Annotated in this window: 20 protein-coding genes and 1 pseudogene; 16 read left to right on the forward strand and 5 right to left on the reverse strand. The window is 50.7% G+C overall.

Translation table 11 applies throughout. From position 1 onward, the window contains the following. Positions 1 to 22: 22 nt before the first annotated feature. Positions 23 to 769, forward strand: a complete 747-nt coding sequence (locus G614_RS0104455) for a hypothetical protein (protein WP_027640977.1) — start codon at positions 23 to 25, stop codon at positions 767 to 769. Between the two features lie 143 nt (positions 770 to 912). Here G614_RS0104455 and G614_RS0104460 read toward each other — a convergent pair whose 3' ends face one another. Then, positions 913 to 1,479, reverse strand: a complete 567-nt coding sequence (locus tag G614_RS0104460; RefSeq protein ID WP_027640978.1) for a manganese efflux pump MntP family protein — start codon at positions 1,477 to 1,479, stop codon at positions 913 to 915. 341 nt (positions 1,480 to 1,820) lie between these two features. Here G614_RS0104460 and G614_RS0104465 point away from each other — a divergent pair, with 341 nt between their 5' ends. The 4 genes and pseudogenes from G614_RS0104465 to G614_RS0104480 form a co-directional block, all read left to right on the forward strand. Continuing rightward, positions 1,821 to 3,179 (forward strand): MATE family efflux transporter, encoded by a 1,359-nt coding sequence (locus G614_RS0104465; RefSeq protein WP_027640979.1) that lies wholly within the window; start codon positions 1,821 to 1,823, stop codon positions 3,177 to 3,179. A gap of 58 nt (positions 3,180 to 3,237) precedes the next feature. Next, positions 3,238 to 4,650 (forward strand): MBOAT family O-acyltransferase, encoded by a 1,413-nt coding sequence (locus tag G614_RS0104470; protein ID WP_027640980.1) that lies wholly within the window; start codon positions 3,238 to 3,240, stop codon positions 4,648 to 4,650. A 25-nt stretch (positions 4,651 to 4,675) separates the two neighbouring features. Then, a complete protein-coding gene (locus tag G614_RS0104475; RefSeq protein ID WP_027640981.1) occupies positions 4,676 to 5,770 on the forward strand; it encodes an alginate O-acetyltransferase AlgX-related protein in 1,095 nt (364 codons plus the stop codon). After that, positions 5,742 to 5,972: pseudogene (locus G614_RS0104480) on the forward strand (PfkB family carbohydrate kinase); the annotation flags it as partial. The gene G614_RS0104475 and the pseudogene G614_RS0104480, both read left to right, overlap by 29 nt. 938 nt (positions 5,973 to 6,910) lie before the next feature. Here the strand turns inward: G614_RS0104480 and G614_RS0104485 are convergent. Both G614_RS0104485 and G614_RS0104490 read right to left on the reverse strand, forming a co-directional pair. Further along, positions 6,911 to 7,864, reverse strand: coding sequence for a radical SAM protein (locus tag G614_RS0104485; RefSeq protein ID WP_027640983.1), 954 nt, complete (start codon positions 7,862 to 7,864; stop codon positions 6,911 to 6,913). 15 nt (positions 7,865 to 7,879) lie between these two features. Next, on the reverse strand, positions 7,880 to 8,770 hold the full coding sequence (locus G614_RS0104490; protein WP_027640984.1) for a helix-turn-helix domain-containing protein: 891 nt from the start codon (positions 8,768 to 8,770) through the stop codon (positions 7,880 to 7,882). A 177-nt stretch (positions 8,771 to 8,947) separates the two neighbouring features. Here G614_RS0104490 and uxuA point away from each other — a divergent pair, with 177 nt between their 5' ends. Both uxuA and G614_RS0104500 read left to right on the forward strand, forming a co-directional pair. Next, complete coding sequence (gene uxuA, locus G614_RS0104495) at positions 8,948 to 9,997, forward strand: mannonate dehydratase (RefSeq protein WP_027640985.1); 1,050 nt, start codon at positions 8,948 to 8,950, stop codon at positions 9,995 to 9,997. Between the two features lie 146 nt (positions 9,998 to 10,143). Next, positions 10,144 to 10,986, forward strand: coding sequence for an SDR family oxidoreductase (locus G614_RS0104500; RefSeq protein ID WP_027640986.1), 843 nt, complete (start codon positions 10,144 to 10,146; stop codon positions 10,984 to 10,986). A gap of 12 nt (positions 10,987 to 10,998) precedes the next feature. On the opposite strand, the gene G614_RS0104505 is transcribed toward G614_RS0104500, so the two are convergent. After that, positions 10,999 to 12,216: a 6-phosphofructokinase gene (locus G614_RS0104505; protein WP_027640987.1), complete on the reverse strand. Its 1,218-nt coding sequence runs from the start codon at positions 12,214 to 12,216 to the stop codon at positions 10,999 to 11,001. 247 nt (positions 12,217 to 12,463) lie between these two features. Between G614_RS0104505 and kduI the strand changes: the two genes are divergently transcribed. The 3 genes from kduI to G614_RS0104520 all read left to right on the forward strand — a co-directional run bounded on the left by kduI (position 12,464) and on the right by G614_RS0104520 (position 15,032). Further along, entirely contained in the window at positions 12,464 to 13,306 is an 843-nt protein-coding gene (kduI, locus tag G614_RS0104510) for a 5-dehydro-4-deoxy-D-glucuronate isomerase (RefSeq protein WP_027640988.1), read from the forward strand. Between the two features lie 68 nt (positions 13,307 to 13,374). After that, positions 13,375 to 14,181: a gluconate 5-dehydrogenase gene (locus G614_RS0104515; protein WP_027640989.1), complete on the forward strand. Its 807-nt coding sequence runs from the start codon at positions 13,375 to 13,377 to the stop codon at positions 14,179 to 14,181. 143 nt (positions 14,182 to 14,324) lie between these two features. Next, the gene (locus tag G614_RS0104520) at positions 14,325 to 15,032 is read left to right on the forward strand and encodes a GntR family transcriptional regulator (protein WP_027640990.1); all 708 of its coding nucleotides are present in this window, start codon (positions 14,325 to 14,327) and stop codon (positions 15,030 to 15,032) included. On the opposite strand, the gene G614_RS26775 is transcribed toward G614_RS0104520, so the two are convergent. Then, positions 15,025 to 15,261 (reverse strand): hypothetical protein, encoded by a 237-nt coding sequence (locus G614_RS26775; RefSeq protein WP_044917404.1) that lies wholly within the window; start codon positions 15,259 to 15,261, stop codon positions 15,025 to 15,027. The genes G614_RS0104520 and G614_RS26775 overlap by 8 nt on opposite strands. Before the next feature lie 157 nt (positions 15,262 to 15,418). Here G614_RS26775 and G614_RS0104530 point away from each other — a divergent pair, with 157 nt between their 5' ends. From G614_RS0104530 to G614_RS0104560, 6 genes are all read left to right on the forward strand, one after another. Continuing rightward, complete coding sequence (locus G614_RS0104530; RefSeq protein WP_027640991.1) at positions 15,419 to 15,637, forward strand: helix-turn-helix domain-containing protein; 219 nt, start codon at positions 15,419 to 15,421, stop codon at positions 15,635 to 15,637. 185 nt (positions 15,638 to 15,822) lie between these two features. Next, a complete protein-coding gene (locus G614_RS0104535) occupies positions 15,823 to 17,268 on the forward strand; it encodes a sensor histidine kinase (RefSeq protein WP_027640992.1) in 1,446 nt (481 codons plus the stop codon). 24 nt (positions 17,269 to 17,292) lie between these two features. After that, positions 17,293 to 18,084 carry a response regulator transcription factor gene (locus G614_RS0104540; RefSeq protein WP_027640993.1) on the forward strand — a complete coding sequence of 264 codons (792 nt, stop codon included), beginning with the start codon at positions 17,293 to 17,295 and terminating at the stop codon, positions 18,082 to 18,084. Positions 18,085 to 18,426: 342 nt separating this feature from the next. After that, positions 18,427 to 19,458, forward strand: coding sequence for a TRAP transporter substrate-binding protein (locus G614_RS0104550; RefSeq protein WP_044917406.1), 1,032 nt, complete (start codon positions 18,427 to 18,429; stop codon positions 19,456 to 19,458). A 1-nt stretch (position 19,459) separates the two neighbouring features. Beyond that, positions 19,460 to 19,963, forward strand: coding sequence for a TRAP transporter small permease (locus G614_RS0104555; RefSeq protein ID WP_027640995.1), 504 nt, complete (start codon positions 19,460 to 19,462; stop codon positions 19,961 to 19,963). Further along, positions 19,960 to 21,267: a TRAP transporter large permease gene (locus G614_RS0104560; RefSeq protein ID WP_027640996.1), complete on the forward strand. Its 1,308-nt coding sequence runs from the start codon at positions 19,960 to 19,962 to the stop codon at positions 21,265 to 21,267. The genes G614_RS0104555 and G614_RS0104560 overlap by 4 nt, the downstream gene beginning before the upstream one ends. The last annotated feature ends 207 nt before the right edge of the window (positions 21,268 to 21,474 follow it).

Consider the following 21,474-nt stretch of genomic DNA (forward strand, 5'->3'; position numbering starts at 1 on the left):
AGGTTTGAGAGGAGGGTACCGGATGAGACGGTATATGTCTGTTAAGCGGTTAGGCGCGCTGGTCCTGGCGGCAGTGCTCAGTGTGTCGGCTGCGTTTGTCTCAGAGGCAGCGGCCTCGTTTAAGGCTGAGGTGCCTGTTACCCTGCATTTGGATGTTAACAGCAGAAGGACCACGATTTACGATGGATATTCGTCCTATCTGCTTGGGTACAGGGTATCGGAATACGATACGTTCACAGTTACAAAGGACAAAAGTGATGTGGACCTGAATGAAGTGACACTGAATTATTATCTTGTCACCTATAGGGGCGAGACCCAGAAGTATCTGGAGTGTACGGTGTACGGCTTAAAGGAAGGAACCCATTACCCTGTAATCCGGCCGGAGACCGTTGAAAAAGAGCGGTCCGCTGAGGGGGATTACAACTACCTGGATCAATGTTATATTGTAGAGTTCTGCTATCAGGATAAAAAGGAAAGCCGGTATTTCATGCTGCTTCCTGAGGAGGACATGAGCAACTACCGGAACATACTGCTGGGCAAGTGGAACAAGGATGTGCGCGGCTGGAGGTATCTGTATCAGGATGAATACCTTACATCCTGGGCCATGATTAATGACAAGTGGTATTTTTTCGGCACGGACGGCTATATGAAGACCGGCTGGCTGGAATACAAGGGACAGTGGTATTATATGGACCCTGAAAACGGAGTGATGCAGACGAACCGCATCATTGACGGTTACCAGCTGGATAGCAGCGGCGTCAGAATCTGAGGCCGGGACGGTTTAAGTTTCTGAGCCTGGGAACAGGATTTTAGACAGGAAAAGGATAATATAAAAGACGGCGGGGCAGCGTATTCCGAGAGGACGCTGCCCCGCTGTCTTTATAAGGGGGCTGGCGTATTCTTATGTATGCCTTACCGGAACAAAATCCCCAGGTGTTCCAACAGTATCTTGAATCCCATGAGGATGAGGATGGCGCCGCCTGCCAGCTCGGCTTTGGATTTATAGCGGCATCCAAATGCGTTGCCTGCCTTTACGCCTGCCACGGACAGAAGGAAGGTGACGCTTCCGATAAAGGATACAGCGGGGAGGATGTCAACATTCAGGAAGGCAAAGGTCACGCCCACGGCCAGGGCATCTATGCTGGTGGCAATGGCCAGAAGCACCATGTTTTTAACATCCAGGTCCGCGTTTGGACATTCCTCTTCTTGGCTGAAGGATTCTTTTACCATGTTTGCGCCGATAACAGCCAGCAGGATGAAGGCCACCCAGTGGTCGTAAGCCCGTATGGCCAGGCTGAAGCTGGAGCCCAGGAAATACCCGAAAAGGGGCATGGCGGCCTGGAATCCGCCGAAGTACAGCCCCGCCAAAAGGGCGCCCTTCCAGTTCATTTTAGGCATGGACAGGCCCTTACAGACAGATACCGCAAACGCGTCCATGGACAGACCTACGGCGATGACGAACAGTTCAGCTAATGACATAATGATTCCTCCCTGGTGATGTTTTAATATATGGATTGTGGTATAAAAAAGGACCCACCTACAGCCTTGGAATGCTGTAGATAAGTCTCATTGTTTCAAATAAAGCCAGATAGAAACTATCAGTATGTTGACCTTATTACATGCCCGGCAGGGCGGGGCATGCCAATTACTCCCTTATCACTTGCTCCATTTTAAAGGAGGGGCCTGGAAATGTCAAGAAAATTCGCAGGTTTTCATGGCCTTTTAACCCATTGTAAAAAACGCGGTCCTGTGATATAACTGATAAGAACATATGCCATGGATTGGCATGGAGAAAGAATGACACAGGGAGTTAAAAGAAGATGAAAAAGTCTTATGAGATTGACATGACAAGCGGCCCGCTTCTGGGCAAAATCCTTTTATTTTCCATTCCTTTGATGCTGTCGGGCATATTGCAGCTGCTGTTTAATGCAGCGGACATCATCGTGGTGGGCCGTTTTGCCGGCAGCGGGGCTCTGGCGGCAGTGGGCTCCACATCTTCGCTCATCAACCTATTAATTAATGTATTCGTGGGACTCTCAGTTGGTGTCAATGTGCTGGTGGCCCGGTATTACGGGGCCCAGAATGACAGGGACGTCAGCGAGACCGTCCACACGGCGGTGACCACCAGCATTGTAAGCGGCCTTATTCTGGTGGTGCTGGGAATCCTTCTGGCAAACCCGCTGCTGCGCCTTATGGGAACTCCTGAGGACGTCCTGGGCCAGTCGGTCCTCTATATGAGGATATACTTCCTGGGCATGCCGGTACTTATGGTCTACAACTTCGGCGCAGCCATTCTGAGGGCCATCGGGGATACCAGGAGGCCCCTGTATTTCCTCTTTGCCTCCGGCGTGGTGAATGTGTGCCTGAACCTGTTCTTTGTGGTTGTGCTGGGAATGGGTGTGGACGGTGTGGCCTGGGCCACGGTCATATCAGAACACATCTCCGCCTTTCTGGTCCTGAAGAGCCTGATGGGTGCTCCGGGAGCCCTGAAGCTGGATTTGAGGCAGCTGCGGATTCACCCCAGGAAGCTGAGACGAATCGTAAAAATCGGACTTCCCGCAGGCATGCAGGGAGCCATATTCTCCATTTCCAATGTGCTGATTCAGTCCTCGGTCAACTCCTTTGGCTCCATTGCCATGGCCGGGAACACGGCCTCCTCCAACATTGAGGGCTTTGTCTATACGGCTATGAATGCGGTGTACCAGACCAACCTGAGCTTTACCAGCCAGAATCTGGGCGGCAGGAAGTACAGCAGGATTAATAAAATCATGTACATATGCCTGGGGGTAGTTACGGCCGTGGGCGTAATTCTGGGACTCACAGCCGTGGCCGCGGGAAACGGGCTTTTGCATATCTATTCCTCAGACCCTGAGGTGCTGCACTACGGGATGCTGAGGCTGGAGATCATCTGCGGAACCTATTTCCTGTGCGGAATCATGGACTGCATGGTGGGAAGCCTGAGAGGGCTGGGATACTCCATCATCCCCATGTTTGTATCCCTCACAGGGGCATGCGGATTCAGGGTGCTCTGGGTATTCACCGTATTTGCGGCGTACCGTTCCCTGGACGTGCTGTACCTGTCCTATCCTGTCTCCTGGGCCATCACAGCCCTTGCCCATATGGTGACATTCCATAAGATACGGCGCAAGATCCCAAGGCAGGACGCTGTCTCCATGTAGCCTGTACTTCTGTGATAAATGATTGATAAACTTTGATAGAAAGGGAATTTTCCTCAATATGCTGTTTAGTTCACTGACGTTTGTATGGTTTTTCCTTCCGGCCCTGGCCCTGATATACAATATCTCGCCGGGGAGGAAGCTTAAGAATGGGGTTCTGCTCATAGCCAGCCTTGTGTTTTACAGCTGGGGCGAGCCGCGGTATGTGGTCCTGGTGATTATTTCCATCCTGCTCAACTATGGGTTTGGCCTGGCACTGGATGGCTGCGGGGAAAGGAGAGGGCTTAAGAAGGCGGTATTTGTCCTGAGCATCCTGGTTAACCTGGGGCTTTTGGGGTATTTTAAATATTTCAACTTCTTCCTGGAACTGGCCATGTCCGTCCTGGGGCGCCAGGGCTTTACGCCAAGGGATATCGCGCTGCCTATCGGCATATCATTTTACACCTTCCAGTCCATCTCCTACCTGGCGGATACCTTCCGGGGGGAGAATCCCGCCCAGAGAAATGTGTTTCGTCTGGCACTGTATATCTCTTTGTTTCCCCAGATACTTTCCGGTCCCATTGTCAAGTATCATGAGCTGGAACCGCAGATTGGGGACCGGCAGGAGAGCCTGTCCATGCATGCCTACGGCATCAAGCGTTTTGTGTACGGACTGGTGAAGAAAATGGTATTTGCCAACATGTTCGGCCAGGTGGTGGACCGTATGTTTGACCTGCCCCTGGAACAGCTGGGCACGGTCACGGTATGGCTGGCTGTGATTCTGTACAGCTTTCAGATTTACTATGATTTTTCCGGGTATTCCGACATGGCCATCGGCCTGGGCAGGATGTTCGGCTTTACCTACAAGGAGAACTTCAATTATCCGTATCTGTCGGCCTCTGTCAGCGAGTTCTGGAGGCGCTGGCATATCTCCCTTTCCACCTGGTTCAGGCAGTATCTGTACATTCCCCTGGGAGGCAACCGAAAGGGACTGGCACGCACCTGCGTAAATCTTTTCCTGGTATTCCTGGCAACGGGACTGTGGCACGGGGCCAGCATGAACTTCATATGCTGGGGCGTATATTACGGCATCCTTATTGTGGCGGAACGGCTGTGGATTGGCAGGATTTTAGAAAAAAATCCCCTGAAGCTCCTGAATCATCTGTATACCCTTGCGGCAGTGGCAGTGGGCTGGCTGCTGTTTCGGGTGGATACCCTGCACAATGGGAAGATACTGTTAAAGGCAATGCTGATTCCCAGTAAGGGACTGTGGAATCCGCGGATTTTCGCGGATAACCGCATACTGTTTCTGCTGGTTCCGGCAGTGGTATTCTGCGGTCCCATCCAGCAGCTGATGCCCCGTCTCAAGGCCCGGCTGTTCGACGAGGAGAACATCACCGCGGCGGATGCGGCTGTGATGGCAGCGCTTTTGCTGCTGGGGACCCTTCTCATGGTCAGCAGCACCTATCAGGCTTTTATTTATTTCAGATTTTAGTCCATATGGAAAGTGAGCAGTACCTATGATGAAAAAGATTATGATTGCGGGGTTCTGGGCCCTGCTTCTGATACCCAATCTGCTGTTTCCCTTTGTGAAGGGAAGCAGCCAGACAGGCACCGGGGAAAACAGGAACCTGGCAGAGTTTCCCGTGTTTTCACCGGATACATATGAGGCGTATCCGGCTGCGGTCAACAGCTATATCAATGATCACGCGGCATTCAGGAACCTGTTTCTGAGCATGAATTCCATCATTAACTTAAAGCTGTTCGGCTATGCGGATTCCCAGGACGTGATTGTGGGAAAGGATGGCTGGTACTTTTTTGCCGGGGGCATGAGCCTGTATGACGCCCTGGGAACCCAGCCCTTTTACCCGGACGACGCTGCCTGGATTGGCGGCCAGGTAATAAAGGCGGCCAGATATTATGAGAGCCAGGGCATACCCTTCCTCATGATGATTGCTCCCAACAAGGAAGGAATCTACAGGGAATATATGCCGGATGCATATAAGCGGGTCTGGGATGGAAACCGGCCCCGGCAGCTGGAGGATTACATCCGGGAGCACTCGGATGTGACGGTTCTGGACCCCAGGGAGTACTTTAACACGAACCGGGATTATGTGTGGTATTATAAGACGGATACTCACTGGAACAGCGCGGGAGGATATGCGGCAGGTCAGATGCTCATAGAAGCCTTGGGAGGAACACCGCTGCCCATAGAGGATGTGCAGGTGGATTATATCAAAGGAGCCCCAGGAGACCTGGCCAATCTGTTCCACCTGCCTGAGAAATACTGCGATGACCAGATTGCCCTTGTAAGCGGGTATCACGAAGACCTTGAGGCCACGGTGCAGGATGTAAACGGGGATAAGAATATTGTCCATACAAGTACATCCGGGGCGCCGGATAAGCGCCGGATTGCCGTTATACGGGATTCCTTTGGGACAGCCCTCATGGATTTTCTGCCCAGGTATTTTGCCAATGTGGACTTTTATCATTGGCAGGCCTTTGACCGGTCACTTCTGGAGGAGAACCCTCCGGATGCAGTGATATATCTGATTGTGGAGCGGGACCTGACCAGGATTCCCCAGGATGTGGGGAAGATGGTGCCGGAAGAATAAAGATACCTATAGTGTGGACCACTTTGTCAGGGGCGGGGAGACTATGTCCTCGGCAGAAATGCATGTGTTTTCAGGCGGCAAGGGACTGAACCAGTCCATCGCCTTGAGTAAGAGCGGGGCAGAGGTATGGCACGCGGGGGCCATCGGCACCGGGGATGGGGATTTTCTCATCCGCCAGTTAAAGGAAGCCGGGGTGAAATCATACCTGTATCCGGTGGGAATAGGTATCTTTTTTGGAAAAAATCAGAATATTTAAACAATTAACACAAATAAAAGGTTAAGATGTGTATTAAAACGAAAACAATTGTAATAAAATGGATTCAAATATTAATAAACTAAATAAATAATAAAAAAATCAAAAAAGTGTTGACAAATACGGGAGCATTTACTATAATGAAAACAACAAAAGAACAGAGAACAAAAGATTTCAAGGAACTGTAGACAATCAGTTCACAAGTAATAAAATCCAAGCAAAGGAGGTACGGACCGCCAAAGACTTAAATTTCGTTTCATTTATAATTTAAAGTAATTTAATTGTAAATGAGACCAGGAAAAACCAATCTACAAAAGTGAAACGCTCAAACAGATAAGTAATTTTAAGAAGTTGATTTAAAGAAACAAGAATCCAATCGGTTGGTAAACAATTCAAGAAGTAGCAATAAAGATACAGACTGTTGAGTGAAGCATTTATAAACAAGTGAATGATTGAATTTGTAACACTATCTCAAGAGTATCAGAACAATTAAATTCGGTTTAGTGATATGACGAGAAAGTATTATTAGACGAAAGATGATACCGGATAGTAAAGAAAAAGCAATAAAAGAAATGAATCAGACATAAGTGAAGAAATGCAGAAGTAGGAGCGAAGTAACAGAACGTAGAATGGTGTAACAATTTAATATAGAAAAGCCAGAAATAATTAAAAGAATTGTTTCAGAAAAGAGAGGTTTAGTCCAATGGACGAAATAGTTAGAAGACGGATATCGTAATCTGAGAACGTGGTTAGTCAAGGATTCGATATCCGTTTTCATGTTTTTATTCGTTTGGGGAGCTTTTAAGGAGAGTAAGACGGGATGGCGCAGCCGGATGAGGCAGGCGCTTTTTTTTCGTTCTGAAACCCGATCCCCCGGCCCTAATACCTTAGAGTCCTTCCAAATCAAAGGGAGGAGTGTATTCTTCCCTGGCACTGCTTTTTTCCTGCATGAAGCCTTCGGTGAGCCCCAGACGGATGGCGGCATCCACCACCTTGTCATATTCGTATGATGTGATACACCGGTTTAGTTCCGGGAATTCCCGGTTTTTGATGTAGGGAGTGTACTGGCTCATAAGGCTAATCATATACCGGCCGCGGGGCAGATTGTCACTTATCCATTCCAACAGGGCAACGGAGTCATGGCGTTGTCCCGGCAGGACCATGTGACGGATGATGACGCCTTTTGACAGCAGTCCGGGAGAAGCAGACTGGTAAACAGGGGCGCCGGTCTGGTCGATCATCTGCCGGATGGCGGCAGCGGCTGTCTCAAAATAGTCCTTTGCCCTGGAATATCTCTGGGCCAGACGGTTATCATAGTACTTGAAGTCAGGCAGCCATATGTCCACATAATCCTTTAATGCCTTTACCGTCTCCACCCGCTCATAGCCGCCGCAGTTATAGACCACGGGTATGGTAAGCTTAAAGCGTACCTGGTCCAGGGCGGAGATAATATGAGGCAGGTACTGGGTGGGTGTCACCAGGTTTATGTTATATGCCCCCTGGTCCTGGAGGCGGAGGAACGCCTGGCCCAGCTCCTTTGCGGTCATCTCCCGGCCGAAATGTCCGCTGCTGATTCGGTGATTCTGGCAGAAACAGCAGCCCAGGGTACAGCCGGAGAAGAATACAGTGCCGCTGCCGCCGGGTGCCGCTAAGCCGTCGCCGGAATCCGCAGATCCGCTGATGCAGGGCTCCTCCCAGTGGTGGAGGGCGGCCCTTGCAGCCGTAAGGACGTCGCCGCAGCCGCAGAAGCCCGCGGCGCGGCTGCGGTCGGCTTTGCACATCCTGGGGCAGAGGCTGCAGTTTCTGTATGTGTCAAAGGAAAGGATATCGGGTGTATTCATGTCAGTCAAATCCCCTTATATGGTGTAATCCTGCTGTTCAGGCAGGCGGTGCTGCTCCCGGTACTCCTTGGGGGAAACACCGTACTCCTTTTTGAATGCCCTGAAAAAGCTGGTGTAGTCCTTGAAGCCGTACTGGAGATACACATGGCTGATGGGCTGGTCGGACAATATGGCGTTCTTGCTGGCGTGAAGCCGTTTTTTCAGGATGTACTGGTGGAGTGGAATGCCCATGTTGTCCTTAAATATGTGGGAGATATGGTATTTGCTCACATAGAAAAAGGACGACAGGCTGTCCAGGCTCAAATTCTCCTCCAGGTGCCGGTTGATGTAGTCACAGATGTTCAGGTACAGGACATTTTCATAGACAGCTGATTTCTGGTGGAGGCTGTCATAGAGAAGGCGGTTAACGTACACCAGGAAGGAGACTGCCATAAGCTCTGAGACAAGCCGGTGGAAGGAGCGTCCGCCAACAAGCTCTTCCATCAGGTCGGTAAGCTTTCCCTGAATCTCCTGGGTGGTGATGGTGTCTGTGTGGAACCGGTAGGTCTGGTGGCTCTGGGCATAGTCAAAACAGTATGTCAGCTCTTCGTCGGTCTGGCGCAGCTTCTTATGGTAATCCTGATTCAGCCAGAATACAAACCTGCGGTACGGTTTATCATAGGAATGGAACTGGGGATAATGGGGGGTATCAGGCGGAATCAGCAGGCAGTCCCCGTATTCCAGCTGATAGCTTTTATCACCTATGTGGTATTCCACATCGCCTTCCAGGAAAAAATAGAACTCGTAGTAGTCATGTTCATGGGCATCTACGGATTTAAGCGTAGTGTCATTGTAATAGAAGAGTTCAAAGTCTCCGGACTGCATGTATTGCCGTGTGTTAAAGTCCATGGACAGCTGTTTTTTCACGGGAGTCCCTCCTCTCGGGAAACATGGTTTGTCATGATTTTATCCCCATCTTAGCATGAAACAACAACATTTGCAATATGGACGGCAAGTATCACTATGGACGGAAAAATGGTTTCTGTTATAATAAAACCATAGGTTAGGGAACGTAAAACAACACTTATCAGGAGGAGTTTACACATGAAATTATCATTCAGATGGTACGGGGAAGACGACAAGGTAACACTGGAGAACATCCGTCAGATTCCGGGCATGCAGTCCATTGTTACGGCTGTATACGATGTTCCTGTAGGCGAAGTGTGGAGCAGGGAGAGCATTGCAAAGCTTAAGAAGCAGGTAGAGGATGCGGGCCTGGGCTTTGACGTGATTGAGAGCATTCCTGTCCATGAGGATATAAAGCTGGGCAAGGCTTCCAGGGACAAGTACATCGAGAACTACTGTGAGAACATCCGCCGTGTTGCGGAGGCAGGCGTAAAATGTATCTGCTACAATTTCATGCCTGTATTTGACTGGACCAGGACCCAGTTAGACCATGAGCTGGCTGACGGCTCCACTTCCTTAGTGTACTATCAGGAGCAGGTGGATGCTGTGAATCCTCTTAACAGCGACAGCGACCTGACACTTCCAGGATGGGATTCCAGCTATACCAAGGACGGCCTTAAGGCTGTAGTGGAGGAATACCACAACCTGACAGAGGAGAATCTGTGGGATAACTTAAAATATTTCCTGGAGCGCATTATTCCGGTTGCGGCTGAGTGCGACGTGAACATGGCAATCCATGAGGACGACCCATGCTGGAGCATCTTCGGTCTTCCAAGAATCATTACCTGCGAGGAGAATCTGGATAAGTTTTTAAAGCTGGTGGATGACAGGCACAACGGAATCACACTGTGCACCGGTTCCCTGGGCTGCTCCGCTAAGAACGACGTGGTAAGACTGGCCGGCAAGTACGCCGCCATGGGAAGAATCCACTTCGCGCATCTGAGAAATGTGGCTGTGCTGGATAATGGCTTTGAGGAAAGAGCGCATCTGTCCTGCTGCGGTTCCCTGGATATGTCCGGCATCGTGAAGGCCCTGGTGGAGAATGGCTTTGACGGCTATGTAAGACCTGACCACGGACGTATGATTTGGGGAGAGACAGGAAGAGCCGGATACGGCCTGTATGACAGAGCCTTAGGCGCTACCTACCTCAATGGTCTGTTCGAGGCTGTGGAGAAAATGAGCAGGTAATGCCCGGACAACAGGTCCATCGAGCACAAAATCAGACGGAAAACACAAAATAAATCAGGAAAGGGCCGGGAAGAAATTTCTCAGGCCCTTTTTGTCCATCAGCCGGTGAGGATGAATGGGAAGAGAATGAGAGGAGGAAGAAAAAGGTGGTATTGGGGACGGATTTGACGGGGAAGATGGCGGTGGTGACCGGCGCCGGGGGAATCCTCTGCGGCATGTTTGCCAGGACGCTGGCCCGGGCCGGCGCAGCGGTTGCCCTTCTGGACATTAACCTGGAGGCGGCTGAGGAGACAGCCAGGGACATACGGGAGGCAGGGGGTACGGCTGCTGCCTATGGAGTGGATGTCATGGATAAGGAGATGCTGGAGAGCGTTCATGCCAGGGTGCTGGCCCGGTTAGGACCCTGCGACATCCTGATAAACGGCGCGGGAGGCAATCAGGCCAGGGCCAATACGTCTAAAGAATATTTTGAGATGGGGGATATCGAGGCCGATGTGGCTACTTTCTTTGATATGGAGTATAAGGGAGTACAGGGCGTGCTGGATCTGAATTTTTTAGGAGGATTTCTGACCTGCCAGGTCTTTGCCAAGGATATGGTGGGCAGGGAGGGATGCAATATCATCAACATCTCATCTGCCAGCGCGGCCAGGCCACTTACCAGAATACCCGTATACAGCGGGGCAGTGGCTGCTCTCAGCAATTTTACCCAGTGGCTGGCCGTGCATTTTGCAAAAGCCGGAATCCGGGTCAATGCCATTGCGCCGGGCTTCTTTGTGACCAGACAGAATGAAGGCCTTCTCTATGAGGAGGACGGAAAACCGGCGGCCAGGACAGCCAAGGTGCTGGCCGCTACCCCCATGGGGCGGTTCGGTAAGCCTGAGGAGCTCAACGGGGCCCTCATGTTCCTGCTCAACAATGAGGCAGCCGGTTTCATTACCGGAATCATACTTCCGGTGGACGGCGGGTTTTCGGCATATTCCGGGGTGTGACGGCTGAGGCGGTTACTTCCTGTAGAGATATTTTGGCAGTCCGTTCTCCATGATGTGGTCCGGCTGCCCCTGAATCAGGGGAAGGGCATAGTCCAGGAATTCCGGTCCGATGTCGGAGCCTCCCGCTGTGATCCATTCCATGGGAAAGGATTTTTCGCGGTTGCATACATTGCCTACCTCTGTAAGTCCATATTCAAGTTCATATCCAGGCCCTGACAGGCGGGAACAGGTAACCATTTTGCCGGTTTCTCCCTGCAGGGCCTTTTCTACTGCCCTTCTGCCGGAGCACTCTGCTTCCTCCACATCGGCGGCAGAGGCCAGAAGGCTGCTGCAGCGCTGGTTTACGTTCAGCTCCACAGAGCGGACCTTTACCCGGAAACGGTTGCGGACGTAGCTTTCCAGTATCTTGGCGCAGCCGGTGAGCATCTTGTGGCCGAAGGTGTCAATCTGGGCATCGTTGGTGTATTCGCAGATAAAACGGCCTTTTTTGTCGCGGACCCCTTCGGATACACAGATTACCACATTGGGCTGGCGGGACAGGGCCTGCTCCACGTCCTTAAAAAACTGTTCCATGGAGAACGGCACTTCCGGCATATAGATGAGAAGGGGATTGTCGCCGGGACATTTTCTGGCCAGGGCGCTGGCAGCCGTCACCCAGCCTGCATGGCGTCCCATCAGCTCCACGATTGTGACGGCCGGCTGCTGGTACACGGAGGCGTCCAGGGAAATTTCACGGACAGTGGAGGCCACATACTTGGCGGCGCTTCCGTATCCGGGTGTATGGTCTGTCACAGGCAGGTCGTTGTCTATGGTCTTTGGCACTCCTATGAAGGAGATGGTTTCACGGCGGATCCGGGCGCATCGGGAGAGCTTGTCAACCGTGTCCATGGAATCATTTCCACCGATATAGAAACAGGCACCTATGTTCATGGCTGTGAATTTTTCAAATAAAAGGCTGTAAACCGGTGCATCCAGGTTTTCAGGCAGCTTGAACCGGCATGAGCCAAGATAGGCGGCCGGAGTCTGCTTAAGCAGGCTGAGGTCCTCATGGGTAAGAAGAGACAGGTCCATGACGTGGCCTGAGAGGAAGCCTTCGATGCCGTTTACCATGCCGTATACATGGTCTACCTCTTCCGGCCGGGCCATGCCCTCTGCAATGACTCCATATAAGCTGGCGTTAATGACGGCTGTGGGGCCGCCGGACTGGCCCACCAGGATGTTTTTTTTCATAATCATTCTCCTCGCTGTAATGTTTCATGGTCAAACACGGTCAAGTATATAATAAACAGACACACAACGCAAGCCTTACTGTTGTGAACATGCATAGAAAATCACTGCAATTTTGTAGAATATGCCCATTGAAAAAGATATACGACTGTGTTAATCTGTATACAGATTCAAAAGTTGTATACAAGTAGTAAAGAACAAATACAAACTCAAACTAAAGGAAATCAAGTTTAAAGGAGGAAGCAAGATAATGGATATTCGCTATTCTGCAAATCAGAGGGATGTAAAGCGTTACACCACCCAGGAGCTGAGGGATGAGTTCCTGATTCAGAACCTGTATGTGGCCAATGAGGTAGTGGCTGTGTATTCACATGTGGACCGCATGGTGACGTTAGGATGTATGCCTGCCACAGAGACTGTTTCCATAGATAAGGGAATTGACTGCTGGAAGAATTTCGGCACACACTATTTCCTGGAGCGCCGCGAGATCGGCATTTTCAACATCGGCGGCAGCGGCAGGATTGTGGCTGACGGACAGGAATTCCAGATGGGATATAAGGATTGCCTGTACATCACGAAGGGAACCAAGGAAGTATATTTTTCCAGTGACGACGCATCTGCACCGGCTAAGTTCTACATGGTAAGCGCACCGGCGCATACTTCCTACACCACCACCTACATTCCCATTGCAAAGGCAGCCAAGAGGTCCTGCGGAGCATCTGAGACAGCCAATAAGCGCGTTATCAACCAGTTTATCCATCCGGATGTACTTAAGACCTGCCAGCTGTCCATGGGCATGACCGTGCTGGAGGACGGAAGCGTATGGAACACCATGCCGGCCCACACCCATGAGCGCCGTATGGAGGTATATATGTACTTTGAGGTTCCCGGAGACAACGTGGTATTCCACATGATGGGAGAGCCCACTGAGACCAGGCATATTGTGATGAAGAACGAGGAAGCTGTCATCAGCCCTTCCTGGAGCATACACAGCGGTGCAGGCACATCCAACTATACATTCATCTGGGCCATGGGCGGAGAGAACATGGAGTTTGACGACATGGACACCATGATGCCCAACCAGATGAAATAAGCAAACCGGAAAGATAGAAGTATTCACATAGCGAGGCGCTTTTAGCTCATAACAAGGAGGAAAAAGAAATGGCAGATTATTTAAATAACTTTTCACTGGAGGGCAAGGTAGCCCTGATTACAGGCGCGTCCTACGGAATCGGCTTTGCCATCGCCAGGGCCATGGCAGGCGCAGGCGCCACCATCGTGTTCAATGATATCAAGCAGGAGCTGGTTGACAAGGGACTGGCAGCTTACAGGGAAGAGGGAATCGAAGCACACGGCTATGTGTGCGACGTGACCAATGAGGACGCTGTCAATGAGATGGTTGGAAAGATTGAGAAGGAAGTAGGCGTGGTGGACATTCTGGTGAACAATGCCGGCATCATCAAAAGGATTCCCATGTGCGATATGACGGCTGCCGAGTTCAGACAGGTCATTGACGTGGATCTGAACGCACCATTCATCGTGTCCAAGGCAGTTATCCCCAGCATGATTAAGAAGGGTCACGGAAAAATTATCAACATCTGCTCCATGATGAGCGAGCTTGGCCGTGAGACCGTATCCGCATACGCCGCAGCCAAGGGCGGCCTTAAGATGCTGACCAAGAACATTGCTTCCGAGTACGGCGGGTACAACATCCAGTGCAACGGCATCGGGCCTGGCTACATTGCCACCCCTCAGACCGCTCCGCTGCGCGAGATTCAGCCTGACGGCTCCAGACACCCATTTGACCAGTTTATCGTAAGCAAGACTCCGGCAGGGCGCTGGGGCGAGGCCGAGGACCTGGGCGGACCTGCTGTATTCCTGGCTTCCGACGCCTCCAATTTCGTCAACGGCCTGGTGCTGTATGTGGACGGAGGAATCCTGGCTTACATCGGCAAGCAGCCCAAATAATCCGGCTTGAATTTTGCAGGGGAATCATTTATAATATAGACCAGTTGGCAGTCCGGCAGCTTTTGATGCGGCCGGACTGTTTGATAAGAAGAACGGCATTTTATGCCTGTGCTGTATGCGGGTATTGATAAGGGGGTCCAGCCATGGGAGAGATGAACTTCAAGAACCGGGGAGAGCTTGTATACGAGACGCTTAAGCAGGAAATCCTGGATTTAAGGCTTAAGCCAGGCCAGATGATTAGTGAGAATGATATATGCGAGCGCTTTGGGGTGTCCAGGACGCCGGTGCGTGACGCACTCCGGCTTTTGCAGGAGCAGGGGTTTGCGGAGACTATTCCATACCGCGGCACCTACGTGACCCTTCTGAGCCTGGATAACATCAAACAGATGATATACATGCGCGTGGCCGTGGAGACCATGGTGCTCAGGGATTTCCTGGAAGTCCGGACTCCCATGGTCATTGAGGACATCCGCCACAGTATTGCGCAGCAGCGGGCCATTATCAGGGAACCGGGATTTGAGCCGGAGCAGTTTTACCGTATGGACGCGCAGATGCACTCCATCTGGTTTGCGGCCGTCAGGCGCCAGAAGCTGTGGGAGATGCTCCAGGCCCAGCAGCTCCACTATACCAGGTTCAGGATGCTGGACTTTATCACGGAAACTGATTTCATGCGCATCATCGGCGAGCATGAGGATTTATTCCGCCTGATTGTGGTTAAAAATGAAAAAGGGCTGGAGGAAGCCTTGAAGGAACATCTCTATTACAGCATGAAACGTATGCGCCATTCCATTGAGGTGGACTATAAGGATTACTTTGAGGAAGAAAATGAAGAAGGGCGGTTTGTCATTTGACAGGCCGCTCTTTTGCTTGATGGATATGCCTGATGGATACCTGCTTATTCAAATAGATTCTCTCATCCGGATTCTCATCCAGATATTCTTCCAGCTCCTCAGGGGACAGATGGGAACGCACCTCCTCGAAATAGGCCGCTCCACCCATGGTCATGAACTCCGTCAAACGGCGGACTACCTCTTCATCCTCCAGAAGCTTTTCCATGCCTTCTTTTGTGAAATAATTCATTTGTTTTGCCCTGCCTTTCAAATATGTACATAACAGCATTTACATTTATATAGTATATTCGTAATTGCGAAGATATTCAAGATGTGAAATCTAACTTATGCTTAATCTATCTAAGAAACCAGCCCTTCGGTGGCTTGAGCGTATACAGGAGATAAAGATGATAGATTATTCACCATTTTGGAAGACACTGGAGCAATCTGGGGAAAATTGGTACACACTTACAAAGAAGCACCGCGTGTCGGACAGTACCCTTCACAGGCTGAAACACAACATGGACATATCCATGAAGACTGTGAACGACCTTTGCAGGATACTGGACTGCGATATTGAGGATATTGCAGTGTATGTGCCTTCTGAAAAGGACCAGCTGCTGTGATGGTCCGCGGCTTATGGCCGGAGAACGCAGGAGAACGCCTGTGTCAGTAAAAGGCAGATGGTCTTACTGGCTGCAGGCGTTTTTTGCTGCGGAGAAATACAAAGTTCCGCCATGTTTTTGGTTTGTCTCTTCCAAAATAGTAAAATCTATTATAGAATAAGCTATGAACGATGGAGGTAGACTGCATGGAAGAAAGGCAAGGAAGAAAACTGCATGGTATTTGGATGTCCTGCTCCCTGGAGCGGAAGGTCAGATGGATTACCATTTCCACGGCCGCCGTGGTCATCCTGTCCATAACAGCGGTGATGCTGGTTGCCGGCTATGGGATGAAGGGATTCGGGGATTTGCTCATGGGCAATTCGCGGAGCCTGGCTTTCTGGTCGGCTATGGATGCTGAGAGCAGTTCCTTCCAGTATTATGCAGGGGACAGGACGCCTGAAAACAGGGAGAAATATGAGATGTCCTGTGCCAGGACCCGGTCGGCCCTGAAGGCTCTGCCTTTTGATTATGAGGAGATTGGTGCGGACCGGTATGGAGCCACCTGGTCCATTTTAAATATGTATGAGAATTATGCCAGAGCCAGGGATGCGTTCCTGGAGATGGAGGAAGGGACTCCGGATTACCTGGACCGCCTCTATACCATTTACCGGGTTCAGGGATATCTGGCAACCCATGCTGGCCGTCTGGAACAGATGACCGTGGAGTCGGGCAATGAGCGGTATGAGATGCAGCGGCCTCTTTTAATTATCGTGCCGGCAGTCAGCATCCTGTGGGGCGCGGCAGCCCTTTTGATGGTAAGATGGCTGAACCGCTCCGTACAGAGAAACATTGTCCGCCCCATGGTGGAGCTGGCGGAGGACTCCAGACGGATTGGGGAAAATGACTTCACAGGCCCGGACACCCATGCGGAGGGCGGTGATGAGATTGCCAGCCTGGTCAGGGCCTTTTGCACCATGAAGGCCAGCACCAGGGGATATATAGAAGCCCTGACGGAAAAGCACAAGATGGAGAAGCAGCTGGACGAGGTGCGGCTTCAGATGCTGAAAAACCAGATAAATCCTCATTTTCTGTTTAATACCCTGAATATGATTGCCAGCACGGCCCAGATAGAGGATGCGGCCACCACGGAGAAGATGATTAATGCCCTGAGCCGGCTGTTCCGCTATAACCTGAAATCCACGGACTCCGTGATGCCCCTGGAGCGGGAGCTTAAGGTGGTGCAGGACTACATGTATTTACAGCAGATGCGGTTCGGACAGAGAATCCGCTATGACACTGACTGTAAGCCGGATACCCTGGAGGTGCTGGTGCCTTCCTTCGCCCTGCAGCCCCTGGTGGAAAATGCCATCATCCACGGTATTTCCCCCAAAGGACAGGGGGGAAGGATACATGTCCGTTCCTGGATGGAGGGAAGGCGGCTCTGGATATCGGTGGCTGATACAGGGCGGGGAATGGACCCGGAACGGCTGGAGGAAATACGTCGTGCCCTGGCAAGGGGCGAGGATAAGGCAGCCGGCGTGGGCGTAGGGAATATTTACCGCAGGGTCCATGGAATGTACCAGGACGGCGAGGTTTTCATATACAGCAGTGAGGGACGGGGGACGGTCGTGCAGATGGCCTTTACACCCTGATGACAGGACGAAAGGATGAGGTATATGTATCGTGTATTGCTGGCGGATGACGAACAGATTGAACGGATGGCGCTGGCCAAGCGCCTTAAGAGGCATTTTTGCGGCTGCCTGGATATCAGCGAGGCAGTGAACGGGGCAGAGGCCCTGGAAACATTCAAGAGAGAAAAAAGCCATATCGTTGTCATGGACATATCCATGCCGGAGATGAACGGGGTGGAGGCGGCAGAACACATCCGCAGCCTGGATGAGAACTGTATTATCATTTTCCTGACAGCGTATGATGAGTTTTCCTATGCCAAGAGGGCCATTGTCATACGGGCCCTGGATTATCTGCTGAAGCCATGCGAGGAGGAAGAGCTGGTGGCTGTCATGGAGGAGGCCATGCGGCTGACGGATAAACGGCTGGCTGGTACGGACATCCCTGGTCCGGACATCCGCACAGGAGAACATGCTGAAGCCGTGCCCAGGGACGACGGGGACGGGCGCCTGGCCCAGGTGGCGGAAACCATACGGGAATATATAAGGAATAATTATATGAAGGAAATATCCATGCAGGATGCGGCCAGAATGATGAATTATTCAGACGCCTATTTCTGCAAGCTGTTCAAACAATGCTTTGACCAGAATTTCACATCCTACCTCACCGGTATCAGGGTCAACGAGGCTAAGAAACTGCTGAAGGACAGGAGCATCAGTGTCAAGGATGTGAGTATGCAGGTAGGGTATTATGATTCCAATTATTTTGCAAAAGTGTTCAAGCGCATGACCGGAATGATACCATCCGAGTATAGGGATAGTGAGACTGCACAAAAATAGAGAAAGGTTTTTGTACATTTGTGCGAAGGCAGCTAGAAAAAAATGGGGGAGGACAAAATCTTCTTCCTGTATGACAAACTTTTACGGTACAAAATAAAAGCCCTTGGCTATATAATTAAGAAAGTGTTAAGAAGGCGCCAAAAAATCTTAACGTTTTCTGGTTGATAGCTAAGGGGCTTTTGTTGTGGAGAAAAAGGCCGGGACTCTTACAGAGCCGGGCAACGGGCAGCAAAAGGCCGCCGTTTTGCGGTATGGGAAACAGTATTTCAGTCCAGAATAAACAGGAACGCAGGTTCCTGGGATGTATTGAAACAAAAGAGTTTGCCGTATAAAGGGAAAGGAATGAAAATAGTGAGAAAATTCATAAAGAGAGTGGCGGCTGCCGCGCTTGCGTCTGCTGTAGCAGCAGGTCTTACAGGCTGTGGCTCAGTGACTTCCGGAAAACGGATTATCCGTGTATCCCATGCCCAGTCAGAGACACATCCGGAGCATATAGGGCTTCTGGCTTTTAAGGAATATGTGGAGGAACGGCTGGGGGACAAGTACGAGGTTCAGATATTCCCCAATGAAATCCTGGGTTCTGCCCAGAAGGCCATTGAACTGACCCAGACAGGGGCCATTGACTTTGTTGTGGCCGGAACCGCCAATCTTGAGACGTTTGCAGGCGTATACGAGATTTTCAGTATGCCCTATCTTTTCGACTCAGAGGATGTGTACAAGTCTGTTATGCAGGATACGGATTACATGGAAAAGATTTATGAGTCCACGGACGAAGCCGGATTCAGGGTAGTTACCTGGTACAATGCAGGCGTCAGGAATTTTTATGCCAAGACTCCTATTCATACCCCTGATGACTTAAAGGGAAAGAAAATAAGGGTTCAGCAGAGCCCGGCCAGCGTGGCCATGGTCAATGCCTTCGGAGCAGCGGCAGCCCCCATGGGATTCGGTGAGGTATATACGGCCATCCAGCAGGGCGTCATCGACGGTGCGGAGAACAATGAGCTGGCGCTTACCAACAACAAGCACGGCGAGGTTGCCAAGTATTATGCCTATAATAAGCACCAGATGGTGCCGGATATGCTGGTTGCCAACCTGAAATTCTTAAACGGCTTAAGCCCTGAGGAATACCAGATATTCAAGGACGCGGCAGCCCTGTCCACAGAGGTGGAGCTTGAGGAGTGGGATAAGAGCATTGAGGAAGCCAAGGATATTGCACAGAATAAAATGGGCGTGGAATTTATAGATGTGGACGTGGATGCTTTCAAACAGAAGGTGCTGCCTCTTCACGAGACTATGTTAAACGATAATCCTAAGATTGTGGACCTGTACAATCATATCCAGGAAATAAATGAAAAAGCGAAGGGGGGAAAGTAGGATGGAGACAATGCATAAAGTGAGAGCCAGAATCATGCAGGTTCTGGGAATTTTCATCATCTGCCTGTTTATGCTGATGACCATAATCGGAACCTACCAGATTGTTACCCGCTACTTCTTCAATAAGCCCAGTACTGTTTCCGAGGAGCTTCTGACCTACAGCTTCACATGGATGGCCCTGCTGGCTTCCGCCTATGTGTTCGGCAAAAGGGACCATATGAGGATGGGATTTCTGGCAGATAAGATTAGCGGTTCCGCCAGGAAATACCTGGAAGTCATCATCGACCTGCTGACCTTTGCCTTTGCCGGTGTGGTCATGGTGTACGGCGGTATCTCCATCACAAAGCTGACCATGATCCAGACCACCGCGTCCCTCAGGGTGCCCATGGGATATATCTATGTGATTGTACCTGTGACAGGCATCATCATCATGATGTTCAGTCTGATGAACGCGGCAGACATGCTGCACACGGATTTCAGCAAAAAGGAGGATGCAGGAGTATGAATATAGCAGTAGTCTGCGGACTGATTATTTTGGTGCTTTTAGTCGTGATGCTCTTAGCGGGGGTTCCCATTGCGGTAGCCCTGGCAGTGTCATCCATCTGTGCCATTCTTCCGGTGCTCAATACGGGAGCAGCCGTGCTTACCGGCGCACAGAGAATCTTTTCAGGCATATCCGTATTCAGCCTTCTTGCCATTCCGTTTTTTATCCTGGCAGGAAATATCATGAATAAGGGAGGTATAGCCGTCCGTCTCATTAACTTTGCAAAGCTTTTTACAGGAAGCATTCCGGGTGCGCTGGCTCATACCAATGCTGTGGCAAACATGCTGTTCGGCGCCATATCCGGTTCAGGTACCGCGGCTGCCTCCGCCATGGGTTCCATTATAGGACCCATTGAGGAAGAGGAAGGATATGATAGGGATTTCTCTGCTGCGGCTAATATTGCCACGGCTCCTACCGGCCTTCTGATTCCTCCAAGCAATGTAATGATTACCTACTCCCTGGTCAGCGGCGGCACTTCGGTGGCAGCCCTGTTCATGGCAGGATACATTCCGGGCATCCTCTGGGGCCTTGCCTGTATGGCGGTTATCCTCTATTTTGCAAAGAAGAAAGGGTACCGCAGCACAAAGAAATACTCTAACAGTGAAAAGGCAAAGGTATTCTTCCAGGCCGTTCCCTGTCTGCTGATGATTGTCATTGTTATCGGAGGTATCATCAGCGGTATTTTTACCGCAACTGAGGGAAGCGTGGTGGCAGTGGTGTACAGCCTGATTCTGTCCCTGTTCTTCTATAAGTCCATCAAGTTCTCTGAGCTGCCTAAGATTTTCCTGGACAGCGCGGAGATGACAGGCATCATTATTTTCCTGATTGGCGTGTCCAGCATCATGAGCTGGGTCATGGCCTTTACAGGAATCCCCACAGCCGTATCAGAGGCAATGTTAGGTATCAGCAACAACCGGTATGTGATTCTTTTCATCATCAATATCCTCCTGCTGATTATCGGAACATTCATGGACATGACGCCTGCCTGCCTTATCTTCACACCTATCTTCCTGCCAATCTGCCAGGCTCTGGGTATGAATACCGTACACTTTGGTATCATGATGATATTCAACCTGTGTATCGGAACCATCACGCCTCCGGTAGGAACCACGCTGTTTGTGGGTGTAAAAGTGGGTAAGACCAAGATTGAAAATGTAATTAAACCGCTGTTATTGTATTTTGCAGCCATATTCGTTGTGCTGCTGCTTGTATCCTATGTTCCGATTCTGTCCATGTGGCTGCCGGGACTGCTGGGATATGTATAGGCGGCACGGAAATTCGGAGTACGAAGCTGCCTGTACAGGAGGCAGAGGATTGGGACGCATGTAAGTAAGCGTGCGTTGTTTCATGAAGGGTTTGGAGAGACCGGCGCCAGGGTGGGCGGCCGGTCTTTCTTTCTGTCCCTCGGCTATACTTGGGCTGTTCGGGATTTTCTCCGGATTTGTCTGCCCGATATTGATTTGTTATTGCAG

This window comes from [Clostridium] clostridioforme AGR2157 (assembly GCF_000424325.1).
Taxonomy (GTDB): domain Bacteria; phylum Bacillota; class Clostridia; order Lachnospirales; family Lachnospiraceae; genus Enterocloster; species Enterocloster clostridioformis_A.